This is a genomic window from Alcaligenes sp. SDU_A2, assembly GCF_038237375.1.
Classification (GTDB): domain Bacteria; phylum Pseudomonadota; class Gammaproteobacteria; order Burkholderiales; family Burkholderiaceae_B; genus Alcaligenes.
In genome coordinates this window covers 197777-218162 of the sequence record NZ_CP151273.1, presented here as the reverse complement: position 1 = coordinate 218162, position 20386 = coordinate 197777, and the positions used below count along the sequence as shown (strand labels likewise).

The window sequence follows — 20386 nt, the reverse complement described above, 5'->3', positions numbered from 1 at the left end:
TGTCAGAGTTCCTGTGCCGTTGGTATGCTGTTGTCCTGCATCATGATGGAGAAAGTCAATGGCGTACGATCTGGACACGCGTTTGGTGATTGGCCTGGCCGCCAGCGCCTTGTTTGATCTGAGCGAATCGCATCAGGTGTTTATGGACCAGGGCGAGGCAGCGTACCGGGAGCACCAACTGGCGCGAGAGCAGCAGCCCTTGCGCCCGGGCGTGGCTTTTTCGTTTATCAAGCGTTTGCTGGCGTTGAACGATTTGTCGCCGCAGGACCCATTGGTAGAGGTGGTGCTGCTATCGCGCAACGATCCCAATACGGGTTTGCGGGTGATGAATTCCATTCGTCATCATGCGTTGGACATCAGCCGTGCCGTGTTTTTGCAGGGGGGCGATCCGAGCCGCTATATACAGCCTTTGTCCATCAGCCTGTTTCTGTCGGCCAACGAAGACGATGTGCATCGGGCGGTGCAGCAGGGCTACCCGGCCGGTCGCGTGCTGAACAGCGCGTACGAGGATGCCTTTGACGATCAGCCGATCCGGGTCGCGTTTGATTTCGATGGAGTCATCGCCGACGATGAGTCCGAGCGCGTCTACCAGCAGGAAGGTGGCTTGCCGGCCTTTTTCGAGCATGAAACCCGCCTGGTGCAGACGCCGCACAAGCCAGGTCTTTTGCAGGCCTTTTTATTGAAACTGGCCCATATCCAATCTTTGGAACAGGCGCGGCACCGGGACGACGCTTCCTATGTGCCGCGCCTGAAGATTTCTATCGTCACGGCGCGCAATGCGCCTGCGCACGAGCGCGTCATCTACACCATGCGCAATTGGGGTATCGAGGTCAACGAGGCATTTTTTTTGGGCGGCATCGAAAAGCGACGTGTGCTGGAAGTCTTGCAGCCGCATATTTTCTTTGATGACCAGACTACGCACTTGATTCCTACCGCGCAGTCTTTGCCTTCGGTTCACATTCCATTTGGTGTCGTTAACGATACGTCTGGGTGACGCGGTTCCCACAGCAAGGCTTGGCTGACGGCACGCGCTGCCGGCTGGATCAGGGTTGCCAATGCTGTCTGGTTCAGGGCATGAAAGCGCTCCAGGCTGCCTAGCAGCGTCAGACTGCCGAAAATACGTTTGGCATCGTCAAAGATTGGCGCTGAAATGCCCGCAATGCCTGGGTTGATCTGCTCTTGCGAGACGCAGTATCCGGCGCGCCGGATGTCCTGCATATGGGCCGAAAATTGCGGCCATTGCGCGCCCAGGCGCTGCACGTAGTCCAGATGCTGATGGGTGTCGTATAGCCGGCGTAATTGTCGGGTAGGCAGGTGTGCGGTAACGACGCGAGCCGTAGCGCTACGAAACATATCCATAGTGCGGCCCCGTCCGAACATCAGGTCAAAACGGTCCGGCCCGGTTTCCTGGTGCGTGCTCAGGATGCGATCGCCGTATAACTGGCCGATCAGCACATCCAGGCCGGTCTGTTCCACCAGCGAACGCAGCAAGGGCCGACAGCGCGTGATCAATGGATCGAACTCGCGGATCAGCAGATCCATTTCGATAAAGCGTGGCCCCGGCGCATAACCGCCGGGTGAACGGATCAGCAGCCCGCAGGCGCATAACTCCTTCAGATAGCGGTAGATGGTAGCGGGCGGGTAATCCAGGCGCTGACCTATGGTGTCCACATCCAGCACGGGCGTGTCCGGTCCATACAGGTCGAGAATCTGCAGCATGCGTCTGAGACTGTTCATGATCCCTCGGGGCAACAGGGTAATGGTCGCCCTATTCTAACCACGGCTTGGCTTGTTGAGGCGTGGCGGTGAAGAGACCCTATTGCTCTAATGGTTTACACCTAAACATTAAACTTATTAAGCAGTAATTCTCAGACTGCGGTAATAATTAGCATCATAACGCCGCCCTAAGAGCGTGCGCGCAGCATCCGACAATCATCACAATGCAGTCAGGCGAGCTTGCTGCCAGGCAGGCCGCCGCCGAGGTGGATATGGACGAGGCAGGATGGAACACGGCACCTAAAGCCGTCAGAAATGTGCTTTTCATCATGTGTGATCAGCTGCGCGCCGATCACCTGTCCTGTTATGCGCCCGGCAGTGTGTTGCGCACGCCGCATATCGACAGGCTGGCGCGCATGGGGGTGCGCTTTGACCGTGCCTATGTCAATTCCGCTGTCTGCGGCCCTTCGCGGGCGTCCTACTACACAGGACGCTATCCCCTGTCGCACCGCGTTACCTGGAATCGCGTGCCGCACCCTATTGATGAGCAGTATTTAGGCGACTATCTGGCCCAGGCCGGTTTGGGGTGCTGGCTGCTGGGAAAGACACACCATGTGCCGGACCCGGCCGGGGCCAATGCGCGCCGTTTCCAGATTCAGACCGAAGGTGCGGACCGTTTCTGGCAAGGCGGGTTTACGCCCATCGAGCGCTATGACGGCCATTTCGAGATGGGCAAAGAGAGCGAGTATCGGGAGTATTTGCAGGCGCGCGGTTACGACAGCGACCGGCCCTGGGAAGATTACGTGATCGGCAGTCTGGATGCGCAGGGTCAGCCAGCTTCGGGTTGGTATATGCGTAATGCGCCGCTGGCCGCGCGTGTCCTGGCGCAGGATTCGGAGACGGCCTACTTTACGCAGCGGGCCATGGATTTTATTGCCGACAAAGGCGATGAGCCTTGGGTTTTGCATTTGTCGTTCATCAAGCCGCATTGGCCGTACAAGGCACCTGCGCCCTATAACGATATGTTTGGCCCGGAAGACGCAACGGCCCCGCTGCGCGCCCAGCACGAGCGCGAGCGCACGCATCCTGTGCATGCGGCTTATCAGCAGCACGAAGAGTCCTTGTCGTTTGCCCAGGACGAGGTCTGGCGCACCGTCAAGCCGGTCTATATGGGGCTGGTCAAGCAGATCGATGATGAGATCGGCCGCTTGCTGGAAATGCTGGAGCAACAGGGGCGGCTGGATGACACACTGATTGTCTTCAGCTCCGATCATGGCGACTTGCAGGGCGACCATTGGCTGGGTGAAAAAGAATACTTCTTCGAAAACGCCGTGCGTGTCCCCTTGATTGTGGTGGACCCGCGCGCGCAGGCCAATACCACGCGGGGGCAGTCCAGCGCAGCCTTTGTGGACTGCGTGGACGTCACCCCGACCATACTGGATGCATTAGGCCTGCCGGCTCGCCCGCATCGCATCGAGGGGTGCTCGCTGTTGCCGCTGCTGCATGGCGATAGCGACTGGGTGCGCGACTTTACTGTGGCTAGTCTGGATTACGCCTATCGCGAGGCCCGGCAGTTTCTGGGCCGGGGTGTGAACGAGTGTCATGGCCTGATGCTGCGCGATGCAGACTACAAATACATTCATTGGCAAGGCTACAGGCCGCAATTGTTTGACCTGCGCCAGGACCCGGACGAACTGCATGATCTGGGTGCCGATCCGGGTCTGGAGACGGTACGCCGTCGCATGAAGGACGCACTGTTTGACTGGAAGGACGGGCTCAAGGGGCGTGCCAGCGAAAGCTGGCCGGATGTGGAAGACCGAACCAATGCGCATGAGCGCATGATGAATATTCTGATTGGCCGGTGGTAATGGCTTGTTGAATCGCCGTGGGGACGCGGCATATCCATAAAAACACAAGGAGTGGATGACAATGAAGCAGCTAAAGAACACGACATTGGCTTTGTTGCTGGCAGGCGTGGGGGCGCTGGCCCCTATGATGGCGCAGGCCGCTTGGCCTACGACCGAGCAAGTCCGGATTGTGGTGCCTTACCCGCCCGGCACCGAGCCTGATATCCTGGCCCGCGATCTGGGCGTGCATTTGAACAAGGCCACGGGCAAGGTCTTTGTGATCGAGAACCGTCCAGGGGCCAACTCCATCATAGGCACCGACAATATTGCCAAAGCCAAGGGTGATGGCTCTGCCTTGCTGATGGTGGACAGCCTGGCGGTGTCTACCAATCCCTTGCTGTACAAGAATCTGCCCTACAAATGGGAAAAAGACCTTAAACCTGTGACCACGGTTGCGGGCGTCAATCTATATTTGCTGGTGCGCAACGATTACCCGGCCAAGGATTACAAGGAATTTGTGGCGGCGGCCAAGAAAGCTGATGGCGACACCAACGTAGGGACGGGCGGACGTGGTCACGTTACCCATCTGGGTATGGGCTTGCTGGCCCGTGAAGAAGGTTTGAAGTTTACCTATGTTCCTTACAAGGGCATGGCCCCGGCCACCAATGCCATTTTGGGGGGCGAGACGGACGCCATGCTGGTCGGCGGCATCTTGGCCTCCCAACATGCTCAGGGCGGCAAGATACGGGTGTTGGCCGTGGGTGCCGACAAGCGCACGGCACTGCTGCCTGATGTGCCCACGGTGCAGGAGGCTGGCGGTCATGCCAACAGCATCCCGACCACGACATTTGCCCTGTTTGCGCCCGGCACGACGCCGGACGAGACCGTCAAGGAAATCCAGGAAAAGGTAGATGCTGCCCTGCGCACGCCAGAGATGCAGGCCGCGTTCAAGAGCCGCGGCTTGGCTCAGTTCTACACCACGCCCGCCCAGACATTGGAGCGCGTGCAAAACGATTCCAAGACCTATTCCGAGCTGATCCCGACCTTGGGGATACAGCCAGAATAAGGTGGTGGTCTTATATGAGTGAAAAACCGTGCCTGAAAAGGGCGCGGTTTTTTTTGTGCAGCGGTAGGTTTTGCGCCGTGGCGCAGGGCTTGATTTCGGCGGGATAGTCAGCTTGCGACCTGGGGTTTACTGCTCGTTGTAGTCGTGCTGTTCGGAGATGAGTCTGCGCAAGGTGGTCTTTAGGGCACCGACGTCCAGCGGCTGTAGGCGGCGCACGACTTCTTCTTCGTGCAGGCGGGCTTTGGCGATCAGGCCCGAGATCAGGGTCTGGCCTTCGTCGGTAATTTGTACCAGTGTGATGCGCCGGTCTATGTCGTGGGCGACGCGGCGCAGCAGGCCCTGATTTTCCAGCCGGTCCAGCAGGCGCGTGACGGTGGGCTGTTTGGTGGTCGCGATGCGCGCCAGATGGCCGATGCTGACTTCGCCGGCTCCGGACAGGGTCGAGAGCACGCGCCATTCGGAGATGGACAAGCCGTTGCTCAGGACAACTTGGTGGAATTCGGCGGAAATCAGCTGGCTGGCCTGGGCCAGCAGGGCTGGCAGGTAATTTTCGACGAAGGCCGTATCGTGTTCGGTGGGACTCATGATGCGTTGTGATCGTTACAGGCTATAAGAACAGCAGGATTGCGGGTTGCAGTTGTGGTCCGCTGTGGCCGCAGTTGCCATGCCTCTTGGGGCGGCAGCGCTCACTATACCGAACCCCGACCTGCGCGTGTCGCAAATGACTGGAATCCCTTTACTAGGGAAAACCATGAGAATGGATATGTTGAGATATAAACATATTCCGATGAAAATAAATACCATGATCACAATAAGCGGTTACTGAGGAAAGAATATGGCTGAGCGATCTTTTGTCGAAGAAGTCAAGAAGCTGCGATTGGGCGATGGAGACGTATTCAGCGGCGAGGGTATCCTGGCCGTGACCAAGGCGCTGCTGGAGTCCGGCGTGTCGTACGTGGCCGGTTACCAGGGTGCGCCTATTTCGCACCTGATGGACGTGCTGGCCGATGCCCAGGACATTTTGCAGGAAAACGGCATCCGTTTTGAAAACAGCGCCAGCGAAGCCACGGCTGCTGCGACGTTGGCGGCATCCGTTAACTATCCGCTGCGCGGGGCTATTACCTTTAAAGCCACGGTGGGCACCAACGTGGCCTCCGACGCGCTGGCCAATCTGGCTTCGGGTGGCGTGAAAGGCGGCGCGCTGATCATCGTGGGCGAGGATTACGGTGAAGGCTCGTCGATCATGCAGGAGCGCAGTCACGCCTTTGCCATGAAGTCGCAGATGTGGATGCTGGACCCGCGCCCCAACCTGCCCTGTATCGTGCAGGCGGTCAAGGACGGCTTTGATCTGTCCGAAGCGTCCAATACGCCGGTGATGCTGCAATTGCGCATCCGTGCCTGTCACGTGCATGGCCAGTTCGTGGCTTCGGACAACCGCCGCGCCAAGTTCACCATCAAAGAGGCTATGGAGCAGCCTACGCGCGATATCAATCGCATCGTGCTGCCGCCCGCCAGCTTCCTGCATGAAAAAGAAAAGATCGAGCAGCGCTGGCCCAATGCGGTCAAGTTCATTGAGGAGCGTCAGCTCAATGAGTTTTTCGCTGATGGTACCGACGATATCGGTCTGATCGTGCAGGGCGGCGGTTATAACACTGCCATCCGTGCTTTGGAGCATTTGGGTTTGGCCGATGTGTTCGGTGAGTCCAAGGTGCCCATGTATGTCATGAACGTGGCCTACCCGCTGATCGAAACCGAAATCGTGCGTTTCTGCCAAGGCAAGCGTGCGGTGCTGGTGCTGGAAGAAGGCCAGCCCAACTTTGTCGAGCAGAACATTTCGGACATTGTGCGTCGCCACGAGTGCGACGTGACCTTGCATGGCAAGGACCTGTTGCCGATGGCCGGCGAATACAACACGGCCACGATGCTCAAGGGCATGCGCGCCTTCATGGAAAAATACGGCCGCGTCGAGCCGCTGCCTGCGCCCAAGCCGCGCGTGATCCCCATGAAAGTGGAAACGGCCGCGCGTCCCAAGGCCGACGCACAGGGCGACGTGCTGGCCGCCGAGGTCAAGCCGTTGGGTAGTCTGGACGAGAACGTGCATGCGCGTCCGCCGGGATTTTGCACGGGCTGTCCGGAGCGTCCGATCTTTACGGCGCTGAAGCTGGTCGAGCGCGAACTGGGCGAGCACCACGTGTCCGCCGACATCGGTTGTCATCTGTTCTCTATTCTGCCGCCGTTCAACCTGGGCAATACCACCATGGGCTATGGCCTGGGCGGTGCCGGTTCGTCTGCGCTGAATGTCGAATCCGACAAGCGCGCCATCTCGGTCATGGGCGATGGTGGTTTCTGGCACAACGGCCTGACCAGCGGCATTGCCAATGCGGTGTTTAACCGTAGCGATAACCTGACCATTGTTATCGACAATAACTATACGGCAGCGACCGGCGGTCAGGACATTCTGTCGTCGCGGGCCAAGAATGCAACGCGCAGCACCGGCCATATCATTGAAAAGGCCGCGCGTGGCGTGGGGGTGGAATGGTTGCGCACCATTCGCCGCACTTATGACTTGAAGACCATGACGGCCACGCTGCGCGAGGCGCTGACCACGAAGGAAAAGGGTCCCAAGGTGTTGGTGGCGCAAAGCGAATGTATGTTGAATCGCCAGCGCCGTGAAAAAGGTCAGGTTCGCAAGGCCGTGGCGGCTGGCGAGCGCGTTGTGCGCGAGCGCTTTGGCGTGGACCCGGACACCTGCACGGGCGATCACTCCTGCATCCGTCTGTCTGGCTGCCCGTCCTTGTCGATTCGGCCCAATCCCGACACCTTGCGCACCGATCCGGTGGCTAATGTCATGAATAGCTGTGTGGGCTGTGGTCTGTGCGGTGAAGTTTCGCACGCCGCCATTCTGTGCCCGTCCTTTTATCGCGCCCAGGTGGTCAGCAACCCTACGGGCTGGGACAAGTTCCGTGAAAAGACCCGTCGTGGCTTTATCGGCTGGCTGCAGCGTCGCGACGCTGCCCGTCGTGACCGTCTGGCATTCTGATCACCCCAAGCGAGCACTATCATGCAGATCAAACCAATCAAAATTGCAATTCTCGCCATGGGTGGCGAAGGCGGCGGCGTGCTGGCCGACTGGATCGTCAATCTGGGCGAGCATAACGGCTATTTTGCGCAGACGACGTCGGTGCCTGGCGTGGCCCAGCGTACCGGCGCGACCATTTACTACGTGGAACTGTTCCCGCAGTCCTTGGCCCCGGCCGGCAAGACGCCAGTGTTGGCTCTGATGCCTATGCCCGGCGATGTGGACGTGGTGCTGGCCTCCGAATTGATGGAAGCCGGTCGCGCGGTGCAGCGCGGTCTGGTGACTGACGAGCGCACGACGCTGATCTCCTCCACGCACCGGGTGTACTCGATTGCCGAAAAATCGGCGATGGGCGATGGCCGCGTGGACAATGACGCCTTGATTGCGCATGCGACCCAGGCTGCCAAGCGGTTTGTGCATTTCAATATGGAAAAAGCTGCCGAGGATTCGGGCAGCGTGATCAGCGCGGTCATGTTCGGTGCCCTGGCTTCCACTGGCGTGCTGCCGTTCAGCCGCTCGCAGTTCGAGCAGACGATCGAGCGCGGCGGCGTGGGCGTCAAGCCTAGCCTGAAGGCATTTGCCGCCGCTTATGCCCGCGTGGCCGAAGGCGATGCCGGCAAGGACGAGCAGGCCGAACCTGCCGTGCCTGTGTCCCAGTTAAAGCCTCGCGATGCCGCCGTGGCCAAGCTGGTTCAGCGCGTCAGCGCCGAGATCCCTGAAGGTGCCCAGCAGATCGTGGTGGAAGGCGTGCGCCGCACGCTGGACTATCAGGACGTGGCCTACGCCAATCTGTACCTGGATCGCCTGAAGCAGATCCGCCAGTACGCCCGTCCCGACGATGTGGCGCTGATCCGCGAAACCGGTCGTTATCTGGCGCTGTGGATGTCCTACGAGGACGCCATCCGCGTGGCCGAGCTCAAGACCCGCGCCACGCGGTTTGATCGCGTTCGCAAGGAAGTGCGCGCTGCCGACGGCCAGATCGTGGCTATCAACGAATACATGCACCCGCGGGTGGAAGAAATCAGCGAGATACTGCCCTTTGCGGGCGTGGGCCGCTGGCTGATGCGTCCGACCTGGGGCAACAAGCTGGTTAAGTCACAGACCAAGTCGGGTCGCGTCATTCAGACCAGTTCGGTGCGTGGTTTTATTCCTTTGTATGTGCTGTCCGGTTTCAAGCGTTGGCGTCGTCGCACCTTGCGCTATCAGGCCGAACAGCAACGTATCGAGGCCTGGCTCAAGCGCATTCAGGATACGGCCGATGCGCACCCTGCGTTGGCGTTGGAAATTGCGCAGTGTCAGCGCCTGGTCAAAGGTTATGGCGACACGCATGCGCGTGGCTTGCGCAATTTTCAGACGGTCATGGATGCCTTGAGTCGTAATCAGGCCACCATGTCGCCCGCTTTGCTGGGCACGCTGCGCGATGCCGCGCTGGCCGATGAACACGGCCAGAAGCTGGAAGCGGCTCTGCGTCAGCACGCCTTGGTCTAAGGCGTTCCAAGGCCGCCCTTGGGCGGCCTTGGTGAAAACCCTGGAATGGCGGCAGTAGTCCCCATAAATACTTTATTTCTAAAATATTCATAGTAGAATATAAATTAAGGTGATCCGTGCGGGCGACCGCGTCCCGACTGGCTTCAGGCCGGTTTGCGCGGCAGGAAGTCCAGCAAGAATAGGCAGCCTGCGGGCCAACCTGAAATAGTCGAAGTTTGGGGGAACAGAACATATGAACCAGAGCGAAGCAGCACTTCAATTTGTACCGGAGCCGGCCGAAGCCGGCTACGAAGGTCGGGTAGGCCCCAAGGACCCTGCCAGCCTGAAATTGTGGTTGCGCATGCTCACATGCACCAAGCAGATCGAGGACGAAATTCGTCGTCGCCTGCGTCAGAATTTTGATATTTCGTTGGCCCGGTTCGACTACATGGCCCAGCTCTATCGTTATCCGCAGGGGCTCAAGATGGGGGAACTGTCCCGCTATCTGATGGTAACCGGCGGCAATATCACCGGATTGACCGACGAACTGGCCCGCGAAGGCATGGTGTCGCGCGAGAGCAGTCCGACCGATAGACGAGCCTGGGTGTTGCGTCTGACGCCTAAAGGGAAAAGTAGTTTCGAGGCCATGGCCAAAGCGCACAGCGACTGGATTGCGGAAATGTTCGAGGGCCTGGGCACGGACCAGGTCGTGCAGATTCATCAGCATCTGGGTTTTCTGCGCGTTCATTTGCAAAGCGCGGCCGGCTAGCACTGGATCTGTCCTGCCAGGCGGAAAATCTGGACAGGACGCTGGGAGCGCCCCACAAGGCGCGTATAAAACACTTGCTAAAAAGGTGTCTACAACATGGGTTCCAAGCTGTACGAACAAGAGCATCGCATCCGTTTTTCGGAATGCGATCCGGCGGGCATCGTTTTTTACCCGCAATATTTTGTGCTGTTCAACGACCTGCTGGAAGCGTGGATCGACTCCATGCTGCCCGAGGGGTTTCACAACATGATCGCCAGCAAGCGCGTGGGCATGCCTTCGGTGCATCTGGAGGCCGATTTCAAAGCCATCAGCCGTATGGGTGATGATGTGGTGATGAGCCTGGGCATCGAGCGCATCGGTAACAGTTCGCTCAAGCTGCTGCTGCGCTGCACGGGTAAGGACGGCGTGCTGCGCATGCAGGTGCGTCAGACGGTGGTGACCACATCGCTGGAAACCCATCTGGGCATTCCGATTCCGGATTTTTTGCGCATGCCCATGCAGGACTATGTCATTGCGACGCAGGAACAGGCCAGCGCCTGAAGATTTTTTTGATGAAGCGGCAGGTATTGTGCGGGTTGGACTATCCTGTTTTTTTTGACCTGAATAGTTGACTTGTATAATATTTATTAATAAATATACTATGCTCAGGCACATGAGCGGTATTTAGACCATACGGACATATTATGAATATCGTATGTATTGGCGGAGGCCCAGCCGGGTTGTATTTTGGTTTGCTGATGAAGCTGCAGAACCCTCAGAACGAGGTCTATGTGGTCGAGCGCAACCGACCGTACGACACCTTTGGATGGGGCGTGGTGTTCTCGGACGCCACCATGGAGAATCTGCGCGAGGCCGACCCTGTGTCCGCGCAGACCATCGGTGACGCGTTCAACCACTGGGACGACATCGAGACCCATTTCAAGGGCAGCGCGGTGCGCTCCAGCGGCCACGGCTTCATCGGCATCGGCCGCAAGAAACTGCTCAACATCCTGCAGGCGCGCTGCGAAGAAGTTGGCGTACATCTGGTGTTCGAGACCGTCGTTGCCGACGAGGCCGAGATTGCCCGCAAGTACAACGCTGACCTGCTGATTGCCTCGGACGGCATCAACAGCGCCATCCGTACCCGCTACCAAGATACGTACCAACCCGACATTGATACGCGCAACTGCCGCTTCGTGTGGCTGGGCACGGAAAAAGTGTTCGACGCTTTTAACTTTATCTTTGTCGAAACCGAGCACGGCTGGTTCCAGGCACACGCCTATCGTTTCCAGGACGGTCTGTCCACATTCATTGTGGAAACGCCCGAAGAAACCTGGCAGAAGGCCGGCATCGGCGAGATGTCGCAGGAAGAGGCCATTGCGTACTGCGAAAAGCTGTTTGCCGATCATCTGGATGGCAATAAGTTGATCAGCAATGCGACCCATCTGCGTGGTTCGGCCATCTGGATTCGCTTCCCGCGTGTTATTTGTAACAAGTGGGTACACTGGCAAGATTACGGCACGGGCAAGAAGGTTCCAGTGGTGTTGATGGGCGATGCCGCCCACACAGCTCACTTCTCCATTGGCTCGGGCACCAAGCTGGCGCTGGAAGATGCGATCACTCTGGCTCAGCACATGGACCACGAGTCGCTGGAAGAGGCCTTGAAAGACTACGAAGCGGCCCGCAGCGTGGATGTGCTGCGTATTCAGAACGCCGCCCGCAACTCGACCGAGTGGTTCGAGAACGTGGCCCGCTACGCCAATATGAAGCCCGAGCAGTTCACCTACTCCATGCTGACCCGCTCGCAGCGCATCTCGCACGAGAATCTGCGTCTGCGCGATGCCGCCTGGATCGACCAGTACGAGCACTGGCTGGCGACTGAATCGGGCCTGAAGCTGGCTCAGGGCGAAAAAGCGCCGCCGCCGATGTTTACTCCGTTTACGCTGCGCGACATGCAGCTCAAGAACCGTATTGTCCTGTCGCCTACGCTGCTGTACAGCGCCGTCAATGGCGTGCCGGGTGCTACGCACCAGGTTCACTATGGCAGTCGCGCCATGGGCGGTGCCGGTCTGATTATGGCCGAAATGACGGCCGTGACGCCGGAAGGCCGCGTGACCCCTGCCTGCACGGGCCTGTGGAACGATGAACAGGCCGCTGCCTGGGCTCCCGTGGTGCAGTTCGCCCATGAACAGGGTGCCAAGATCGGTGTGCAACTGGGTCATGCGGGCCGCCGCGGGTCCACGCAACTAGGTTGGGAAACGCCCAACCAGCCGCTAACCGATGGCAACTGGCCGCTGGTCTCGGCATCGGCCTTGGCTTACCAGCCCGGCGTGTCCGCCGTGCCTGCGGAAATTACCCGCGCCCAGATGGACGAGATCCGCGACGCCTTCGTTGCCGCCGCGCGTCGTGCCGATCAGGCTGGTTTTGACTGCATCGAGCTGCAGGCCGGTCATGGCTATTTGCTGTCCAGTTTCATTTCGCCGCTGACCAATCAGCGTAGCGACGAGTTTGGCGGCAGTCTGGAAAACCGCATGGCCTACCCGCTGGAAGTGTTCAAGGCGGTGCGTGCTGTCTGGCCGCAAGGCAAGCCCATACTGGTGCGTATTTCTGCCACCGACTGGGCCGAAGGCGGCACCACGGCGGACGACGGTGTGGAAATCGCCCGTTTGTTCAAGCAGGCCGGTGCGGATCTTATCGATGTGTCCTCGGGCGAAGTGGTGCCGGATCAGAAACCTGTCTATGGCCGCATGTACCAGACGCCGTTTGCGGACCGCATTCGCAACGAGGCCGGTATCGCGACGATGGCGGTCGGTTCTATCATGGAAGCGGATCACGCCAACAGCATTATTGCCGCTGGCCGTGCTGATCTGTGCGCCTTGTCGCGCGGTTTCATGGCCGATGCCAATTGGCCACAGCGCGAAGCCGCCTTGTTGGGGTATGACGGTGTGCAATGGCCGGTTCAGTACGAATTGGGCAAGGATTGGCTGCATCGCCTGACCAAGCGTGCTTCGTCCGCTTCGGAAGGCCCCGCCATCCACTAAAGAACAGAAGGAGACTGCATCATGTCGGAAGAACGTTTTGACACCTATCGCGAAAGCGTACTCGGTCGTGCAGATGTACAAGACACGCCCGAACTGGTGAAGTACTACCAGGACCTGACTCAGTTCGAGGCGGGTGCCCTGTGGACCGTGGCCAACAAGATCGAGCCTTGGGAACCCAAGTCCGATTCCGTGCCCGTGGTCTGGCGCTACCGGGATCTGCGCGACTATGTGTTGCGCTCGGTGGATCTGGTCACGCCTGAAAAGGCCGGCCGTCGCGTGATTTACCTGAACAACCCTGGTCGTCAGGACGTATCGGCCGCTGTGGGCTGGCTGTATTCGGGCCTGCAGGTCATGAATCCGGGCGAAGCCGCCTCGGCCCATGCCCATTCGTCCTCGGCCCTGCGTTTCATTATGGAAGGGCGCGGTGCCTACACCATCGTGGACGGCCATAAGATGACGCTGGGTGCCAACGATTTCGTGCTGACGCCTAACGGCTGCTGGCACGAGCACGGCGTGGAAGCCGACGGCACGCCCTGCATCTGGCAGGACGGCCTGGACATTCCGCTGGTCAATGCGCTGGAAGCGGGTTTTTACCAAGTGCATCCTGATCTGTCCCAGGCAGTGACTCATCCGGTCAATGATGCAGTGGGTATCTGGGGCGGCCGCGGTCTGAAGCCGACGCTGCACGATTGGCAAAAGCCGTATTCGCCCCTGCTCAAGTACGAGTGGGCACCGACGTACGAAGCCCTGTCGAATTATGCAAAAGTGACCGATGGCAGCCCGTTCGACGGCGTGATCATGGACTACATCAACCCGCTGACCGGCGGTCCGGTCATGTCGACCATCGGTGCCAGCATGCAGATGCTGCGCCCTGGCGAACATACCAAGGCCCACCGTCACACCGGCAGCATTATTTATCAATGCGCCAAGGGCGAAGGCTATTCCATCATCAACGGCAAGCGCTTTGACTGGCGCGAGCGCGATATTTTTTGCGTACCGTCCTGGATGTTCCACGAACACGTCAACGCCTCGTCCTCGGACGATGCGTGCTTGTTCTCTTTCCATGATCTGCCCGTGATGCGCGCCCTGAATCTGTACCGTGAACAGGCTTTGGCCGAAAACGGCGGCTACCAGCGCATCCTGGAAGACTGATCTTTTATGTTTAATCGGACGGCCTGCCGTGGCGGGCCTCCTGCCTTGTTATTCAAGCCATCTGCATAGATGGCCTAATCTGGAGATAGAAATGCGTCTTGTAACGTACCGTAGTGAAGTTGCTGCTGCCGGCCGCCTGGGTGCCATCGTCGGCGATCTGGTTGTCGACCTGGGTTATCTGGGTGACGCCACCGGCCACATGTTGCCCGACAACATGCTCGATTTCATCGATCTGGGTCCAGCCGCCGTCAAATCCACGGCCCGCCTGCTGGAAACCTACGCCGACGACATGCCGTTCGGCGTGGCCCTGCCCCTGGCCAACGTCAAGCTGCTGGCTCCTATCCCGCGCCCACGCAAGAACATCTTCGGTATCGGCCTGAACTACGTTGAACACGTGGCCGAATCCAGCCGCACCTTGGACACCTCCAAAGAGCTGCCCAAGCAGCCTGTGATTTTCTCCAAGCCGCCAACCACCGTCGTGGGCCCTGGCGATGCCATCGAGCACAACAAGAACATCACGCAGCAGATGGACTGGGAAGTAGAACTGGCCGTGATCATGGGCACCCGCGCCCAGCGCGTGGCCAAGGAAGACGCACTGAACTACGTGTTCGGCTACTCCGTGATGATCGACGTCAGCGCCCGTGACTGCCGCCGCGCCGGCCAGTGGATCTACTCCAAAGGTCAGGACACCTACGCGCCTTTCGGCCCCGTTATCGTGACCGCCGACGAGCTGACCGATCCGCACAACCTGAACCTGAGCCTGACCCTGAATGGCGTGACCAAGCAGAGCTCGAACACCAAGCACATGCTGTTCAACGTCAACGATCTGATCGCCGACATCAGCGCCGGCATTACGCTGGAGCCGGGCGACATCATCGCCACCGGCACCCCGGAAGGCGTGGGTGCTGGCCGCACTCCGCAAGAATGGATGTGGCCAGGCGATGTGGTTCACGCCGTGGTTGAAGGCATCGGCGAGCTGCGTCACCCCATCGTGGACGTGACCCCCCAAAACTAAGCAAAGGAGAGCGTGATGTTGGAATTGCGCCAGTTCAAGGCCGCGGCAGTCCAGGCGGCTCCCGTGTTCCTGGACACGAATGCGACCATCGACAAGGTGTGCCGCCTGATTCACGAAGCGGCGGATAACGGGGCCGAGCTGATTGCCTTCCCCGAAGTCTTTGTCTCCGGCTATCCGTACTGGAGCTGGGTGATGAACCCGATCGAGGGCAGCCCCTGGTTCGAGCGCCTGTGCAAGTCGGCCATCGAAGTGCCCGGTCCCGAAGTGCAGAAGGTGGCGCAGGTGGCGCGCCAGCGCAAAGTCAATGTGGTGCTGGGCGTGAACGAGCGCAGTCCCACCGGCGTGGCCACCATCTACAACACCTTGGTGACCATTGGTTCGGACGGCCGCATTCTGGGCCGACACCGCAAGCTGGTGCCGACCTGGGCCGAGAAGCTGACCTGGGCCAATGGCGATGCGTCTTCGCTGCGCGTGCACGACACGACCATCGGCCCATTGGGGGCCCTGGCCTGCGGTGAAAACACCAACACGCTCGCCCGCTTCAGCCTGTTGTCGCAAGGCGAACTGGTGCATGTGGCCAGTTACATCTCGCTGCCGGTCGCGCCTAAGGACTACGACATGGCTGAAGCCATCCGTCTGCGTGCCGCTGCCCACTGCTTCGAGGGCAAGGTGTTCACAGTGGTGGCCTGCTCGACCGTGTCGGACGAAATCGTCGAGGCCATGTCGGCCTCGCATCCAGAAGCCCGCGAGCTGCTGGCCCGTCCGAACAGCGCCTTCTCCGGCATCATCGGCCCCGATGGCCGCGTGATTGGCGAACCGCTGATCGACCGCGAAGGCATTGCCTATGCGGATATCGATCTGTCCAAGTGCATCCAGCCACGCCAGATGCACGACATCACGGGGCACTACAACCGCTTTGACGTGTTTGACCTGCGCGTGAACCGCAAGGCCATGACGCCAGCGCGTTTTTACGAAGGCGACCAGCCTCAACCGGATCTGAATCCGGCCGAGTTTTCCGCCATCGAAGACAAGGACGCTTCTTTGTAAAGTCCTTGCCCCGGACGGGCAACTGGCCGGGGCAACACGTTCAGGGCGGCGTTTCAGTTAGCCGCCCCTTGAGTGCGTTTTCCGCCGCAAGAGGCGCGGTGGAAAACAACCGGCGGCCTGCCGATCTCCTGAGCGGTAGGCCGCTACCGGCCTGTCGGAGCCGGTCGGGCGTGGCAACGCCCGCCTGTCCGACGCTGCCATGCGGCGCACAGACCGCCATGCAGACTGACACTGATAACGATTCAAGAAGATCGATAGGAGATGACATGACCGAGATGCACCCATTGGCTGCCCTGACCCAGGCGCTGGACAGCAAGAAGGTCCGCTTCGTGGACCTGACTCAAACCCTTAATTCCAGCTTTCCTGCCCTGCAGCTGCCGCCGCAGTTCGGTCAGACGGTCGGTTTTTCCGTGCAGCGCATCAGCCAGTACGACGAGGCTGGTCCGGGCTGGTACTGGAATAATTTTACCTGTGGCGAACACACGGGCACGCACTTTGATGCGCCGGTGCATTGGATTACGGGCAAGGATCACCCTAACAACAGCGTGGATACGATCCCCGTGGACAACTTCCTGCGCCCTGCCGTGGTGGTGGATGCCAGCGCCGACGTGGCCCAGAACGAAGACTTTGTGTTGACGCCCGAGTTTCTGCAGGCCTGGGAAAGCCAGCATGGCCGCATTCCCGAAGGGGCCTGGGTGCTGTTTCGCACCGACTGGTCTAAACGCGTCAACGATGCCGACGCCTTCTTGAACATGCGTGAAGATGGTGCCCACACGCCCGGTCCGTCCCAGGCCGCGGTGGAATGGATGATTCACGAGCGCAAGGTGCACGGCTTTGGCGTGGAAACCATTAATACCGACGCCGGCCAGTCGTATTCCTGGCCCGTGGCCTACCCGTGCCACACGCTGATGCACGGTGCCAACCGCTATGGCCTGCAGTGCCTGTGCAATCTGGATCAGTTGCCTCCTCAGGGCGCGCTGATCATGTCCGCTCCGCTGAAGATCGAAGGCGGTTCGGGCAGTCCGCTGCGTGTCGTGGCCCTGGTCGCTCAGTAAGCTGCGTTTGAACGGTCCGGCACGGATAGGGTGTCACGCCTTCCGTGCTGGATTCTCACATAGTGGTTTTCCATTATATTCGCCGGAATATATTGATCCGTAAACTATTCATCAATAAAATAAAATTCAGAATAATGAATAGTGATCCAGCCGTGCAGCCTGCCTTGATGCTCTGCACACGGTCTGGGCGGAGACAGTAGACGAGGATACCGCCACCCCTGCGGGGCAGGCACCATCGGACCGCCGCTGACCGGTGCATCATGACACAGGCCCCGCCCTGGCTGGGTAATAGTTGTTGTCACGCTCAATGGTAGGCACACAATGGAAACTTTTGAACTCGTCATCCGGGATATCCAGAATGCATCCCCGCTGATCCGCAGTTTCACGCTGGAGCCTGTCCAGGCCGGCACTCTGCCCGCGTTTGCGCCGGGCTCGCACCTGAAAGTGCATATTCCCGCACTGAACGATCATCGTTGTTATTCGCTGATTTCGCTGGAGCCTCATTGCGCCAATGGTCAGTGTCCGGATCGCTATCGGCTGGGCGTGCGCCTGGAAGAGAACAGCGCCGGCGGGTCGCGCTATATGCACGATCTGAAAGTGGGCGATACGTTGACGGTATCCGGTCCTAAAAACGATTTTCCGCTGCATGCGGCCACCCCCGCAGAGACCGAGACGGTGCTGATTGCCGGCGGTATCGGCATTACGCCTATCGCCAGCATGGCCGCCGCTCTGCACCATCAGGGACGCCCTTACCAGCTGCATTACGCAGGCCGCACCCTGCAGCAATTGGCATACCTGGACGAGCTGCAGCAACTGGCCGGCACGGCTGTGCGCCACTATGCGGATGACACGGACACGCGCTTTTCGTTGGATACGTTGCTGGACGGCTTGTCCAAGGATCAGCATGTCTATGTCTGTGGTCCCAAGGGGCTGATCGACGCGGTCATTGAAGGCTGCAAGCAGCGTGGCTGGCCTGGCGACCATGTGCATTTCGAGCTGTTTGTGACGGCCGCCCCTCAGGCGGGTGACCAGCCCTTTGAAGTGGAGCTGCGCCAAAGCGGCGTGACCCTGCAAATTCCGGCTGACAAGACCATTGTGGATGTGATGGAAGAGCAGGGTCTGGACCCCATGATCGACTGCAAGCGCGGCGAGTGCGGCGTCTGTACCTGCGATGTGATCGAAGGCGAGGTTGACCACCGCGACTATTTCCTGAGCGACGCGGAAAAAGCCAGCAATAAAGTCATCCAGATCTGTATTTCCCGTGCCAAGACCCCGCGTCTGGTGCTGGATCTGTAACGCCCAAGGGCGACGGAGAACGACATGGAAAAATACCGCGATAACCCCCAGGCCATCCGCGAACTGGTGCGCGAGGCCGAGGTGCACAAGGATTTGTACATCAGCCAGGAGCTGTTCGAGCTGGAGATGGAGCGCTTGTTCGCCAACACCTGGGTGTATGTGGGGCATGCCAGCCAGGTGCCTAACAAGGGCGACTTCGTGACGACGACGGTGGGCAACGAGTCGGTGATCATGGTGCGTCATACCGATGACAGCATCCGTGTGCTCTACAACCGCTGCCCGCACAAAGGCGTGCAGGTGGCTGGCGAACCCTGTGGCAATACGGGCAAGTTCTTCCGTTGTCCCTACCATGCCTGGACCTTCAAGACCGACGGCTCGCTGCTGTCCATTCCGCTCAAGAAAGGCTACGAAAATACGGGCTTTGAATGCACGGAAGGCAGCCATGGGATGGCCGCCGTCAAGAACGTGCAGGTCTACCGCGACTTTGTTTTCTGTCGCCTGAGCGAGCAAGGCGAAAGTTTCGAGGACTTCTTTGGCCAGTCGCTCAGCACGATCGACAATATGGTGGACCGTTCGCCTGAAGGCCGTCTGGAAGTGGCCGGCGGCGTCATGCGCTACATGCACAACTGCAACTGGAAGATGCTGGTCGACAACCAGACGGACACCTGCCACCCCATGGTGGCGCACGAGTCCTCGGCCGGCACGGCGGTCAAAGCCTGGCAAGAAGCGCCCGAAGGCACGCCCAAGCCGATGGCGGTGGAGCTGTTCGCCCCTTTCATGTCGCCGTACGAGTTTTACGAAGGCATGGGCATACGCGTATGGGAGAACGGCCACGGCCATACCGGCGTGAGCAACTCCATCCATGCCGACTACTCCGAAATCCCCGGCTACTGGGATCAGATGGTCCAGGCGTATGGCGAAGAACGCGCCAAAGCCATTTTGGGCGATACGCGCCACAATACGTGTTACTTCCCCAACATCATGGTCAAGGGCCCGATCCAGACCTTGCGTTTGTTCAAGCCCATTGCCGCGGATAAAACCCTGGTGGAGTCCTGGACTTTCAGCCTGGTGGGTGCGCCCGACACGCTTCTGGAGCGTACCCTGATGTACAACCGCCTGATCAACGCGCCGACCTCGATGGTGGGTCACGACGATCTGGAAATGTACGAACGCGCTCAGCAGGGCCTGCAATCGCGTGGCCGCGACTGGATGAATCTGGCGCGTCTGGTCGAGAAGGACGAGGCCCAGCAAAAGAACGTGGTGATCAACGGCACCAGCGAGATGCAGATGCGCGCGCAGTTCCGCGCCTGGCTCAAGTACATGCTGCCCGAGCAGCAGGCCTAAGAAAGGAAAGGAACGATCATGAGCGAGATCAGCCGCGAGGCACTTATCGATTTTGTCTATGCAGAAGCCCGCATGCTCGACGAACAGCGTTTCGAGCAATGGCTAGACCTGTTTACCGAGGACGGCTATTACTGGATGCCGCTGGTGCATGACCAGCAGGACGCCCGCCTGCATGCGTCGTTGATGCACGAGGACAAGCTGCTGCTGCGTATCCGTGTGGAGCGTCTGGCAGGTCGGCGCACGTTTTCCCAGCAGCCCAAGAGCCGCAGCCATCATTTGCTGCAGCAGCCGACTGTGGAAAGCATGGATCACGACAAGGGCGAATACAGCGTGCGTTGTGCTTTCCACTACACCGAGACGCGCGGCGATCGGCAGGAAATCTATGTGGGCTGGAGCACGTACACCCTGGTGCGCCAGGATGGCGCGCTGAAGATGCGCCTGAAACGGGTGGACTTGCTCAATTGCGACGCCCCTTTCGGCAATATTCAGTTATTCATGTGACAGGACAGGAGA

The 20386-nt window shown here is 59.4% G+C and carries 17 protein-coding genes; 15 read left to right on the top strand and 2 right to left on the bottom strand.

The window, feature by feature from the left end; all coding sequences use genetic code 11:
* Nucleotides 1-58 precede the first annotated feature (58 nt).
* Entirely contained in the window at nucleotides 59-994 is a 936-nt protein-coding gene (locus tag AADW57_RS00995; protein ID WP_341668206.1) for a 5'-nucleotidase, read from the top strand.
* Here AADW57_RS00995 and AADW57_RS00990 read toward each other — a convergent pair.
* Nucleotides 955-1737 carry an IclR family transcriptional regulator gene (locus AADW57_RS00990; RefSeq protein ID WP_341668205.1) on the bottom strand — a complete coding sequence of 261 codons (783 nt, stop codon included), beginning with the start codon at nucleotides 1735-1737 and terminating at the stop codon, nucleotides 955-957. The two genes, AADW57_RS00995 and AADW57_RS00990, sit on opposite strands and share 40 nt — an antisense overlap.
* A gap of 251 nt (nucleotides 1738-1988) precedes the next feature.
* Here AADW57_RS00990 and AADW57_RS00985 point away from each other — a divergent pair, with 251 nt between their 5' ends.
* On the top strand, nucleotides 1989-3584 hold the full coding sequence (locus AADW57_RS00985; protein WP_341669634.1) for a sulfatase-like hydrolase/transferase: 1596 nt from the start codon (nucleotides 1989-1991) through the stop codon (nucleotides 3582-3584).
* Nucleotides 3585-3645: 61 nt separating this feature from the next.
* Nucleotides 3646-4629: a Bug family tripartite tricarboxylate transporter substrate binding protein gene (locus tag AADW57_RS00980; RefSeq protein WP_341668204.1), complete on the top strand. Its 984-nt coding sequence runs from the start codon at nucleotides 3646-3648 to the stop codon at nucleotides 4627-4629.
* A 126-nt stretch (nucleotides 4630-4755) separates the two neighbouring features.
* On the opposite strand, the gene AADW57_RS00975 is transcribed toward AADW57_RS00980, so the two are convergent.
* Complete coding sequence (locus AADW57_RS00975) at nucleotides 4756-5214, bottom strand: MarR family winged helix-turn-helix transcriptional regulator (RefSeq protein ID WP_341668203.1); 459 nt, start codon at nucleotides 5212-5214, stop codon at nucleotides 4756-4758.
* Nucleotides 5215-5464: 250 nt separating this feature from the next.
* Here AADW57_RS00975 and AADW57_RS00970 point away from each other — a divergent pair, with 250 nt between their 5' ends.
* The 12 genes from AADW57_RS00970 (at nucleotide 5465) to AADW57_RS00915 (ending at nucleotide 20374) form a co-directional block, all read left to right on the top strand.
* Nucleotides 5465-7669, top strand: a complete 2205-nt coding sequence (locus AADW57_RS00970; RefSeq protein WP_341668202.1) for an indolepyruvate ferredoxin oxidoreductase subunit alpha — start codon at nucleotides 5465-5467, stop codon at nucleotides 7667-7669.
* Between the two features lie 21 nt (nucleotides 7670-7690).
* Entirely contained in the window at nucleotides 7691-9196 is a 1506-nt protein-coding gene (locus AADW57_RS00965) for an indolepyruvate oxidoreductase subunit beta family protein (RefSeq protein WP_341668201.1), read from the top strand.
* 232 nt (nucleotides 9197-9428) lie between these two features.
* Nucleotides 9429-9944 (top strand): MarR family winged helix-turn-helix transcriptional regulator, encoded by a 516-nt coding sequence (locus AADW57_RS00960; RefSeq protein ID WP_341668200.1) that lies wholly within the window; start codon nucleotides 9429-9431, stop codon nucleotides 9942-9944.
* A gap of 96 nt (nucleotides 9945-10040) precedes the next feature.
* Nucleotides 10041-10484, top strand: coding sequence for an acyl-CoA thioesterase (locus tag AADW57_RS00955; protein WP_341668199.1), 444 nt, complete (start codon nucleotides 10041-10043; stop codon nucleotides 10482-10484).
* A gap of 143 nt (nucleotides 10485-10627) precedes the next feature.
* Entirely contained in the window at nucleotides 10628-12964 is a 2337-nt protein-coding gene (locus AADW57_RS00950; RefSeq protein WP_341668198.1) for a bifunctional salicylyl-CoA 5-hydroxylase/oxidoreductase, read from the top strand.
* A 21-nt stretch (nucleotides 12965-12985) separates the two neighbouring features.
* Entirely contained in the window at nucleotides 12986-14116 is a 1131-nt protein-coding gene (locus tag AADW57_RS00945) for a cupin domain-containing protein (protein ID WP_341668197.1), read from the top strand.
* A 91-nt stretch (nucleotides 14117-14207) separates the two neighbouring features.
* Complete coding sequence (locus AADW57_RS00940) at nucleotides 14208-15131, top strand: fumarylacetoacetate hydrolase family protein (RefSeq protein WP_341668196.1); 924 nt, start codon at nucleotides 14208-14210, stop codon at nucleotides 15129-15131.
* Between the two features lie 15 nt (nucleotides 15132-15146).
* Nucleotides 15147-16178 carry a carbon-nitrogen hydrolase family protein gene (locus AADW57_RS00935; RefSeq protein WP_341668195.1) on the top strand — a complete coding sequence of 344 codons (1032 nt, stop codon included), beginning with the start codon at nucleotides 15147-15149 and terminating at the stop codon, nucleotides 16176-16178.
* Nucleotides 16179-16444: 266 nt separating this feature from the next.
* On the top strand, nucleotides 16445-17233 hold the full coding sequence (locus AADW57_RS00930; protein WP_341668194.1) for a cyclase family protein: 789 nt from the start codon (nucleotides 16445-16447) through the stop codon (nucleotides 17231-17233).
* Nucleotides 17234-17554: 321 nt separating this feature from the next.
* Nucleotides 17555-18529, top strand: coding sequence for a PDR/VanB family oxidoreductase (locus AADW57_RS00925; RefSeq protein WP_341668193.1), 975 nt, complete (start codon nucleotides 17555-17557; stop codon nucleotides 18527-18529).
* A 24-nt stretch (nucleotides 18530-18553) separates the two neighbouring features.
* Nucleotides 18554-19873 (top strand): aromatic ring-hydroxylating dioxygenase subunit alpha, encoded by a 1320-nt coding sequence (locus AADW57_RS00920; protein ID WP_341668192.1) that lies wholly within the window; start codon nucleotides 18554-18556, stop codon nucleotides 19871-19873.
* Nucleotides 19874-19891: 18 nt separating this feature from the next.
* A complete protein-coding gene (locus tag AADW57_RS00915) occupies nucleotides 19892-20374 on the top strand; it encodes an aromatic-ring-hydroxylating dioxygenase subunit beta (RefSeq protein ID WP_341668191.1) in 483 nt (160 codons plus the stop codon).
* Nucleotides 20375-20386 lie beyond the last annotated feature (12 nt).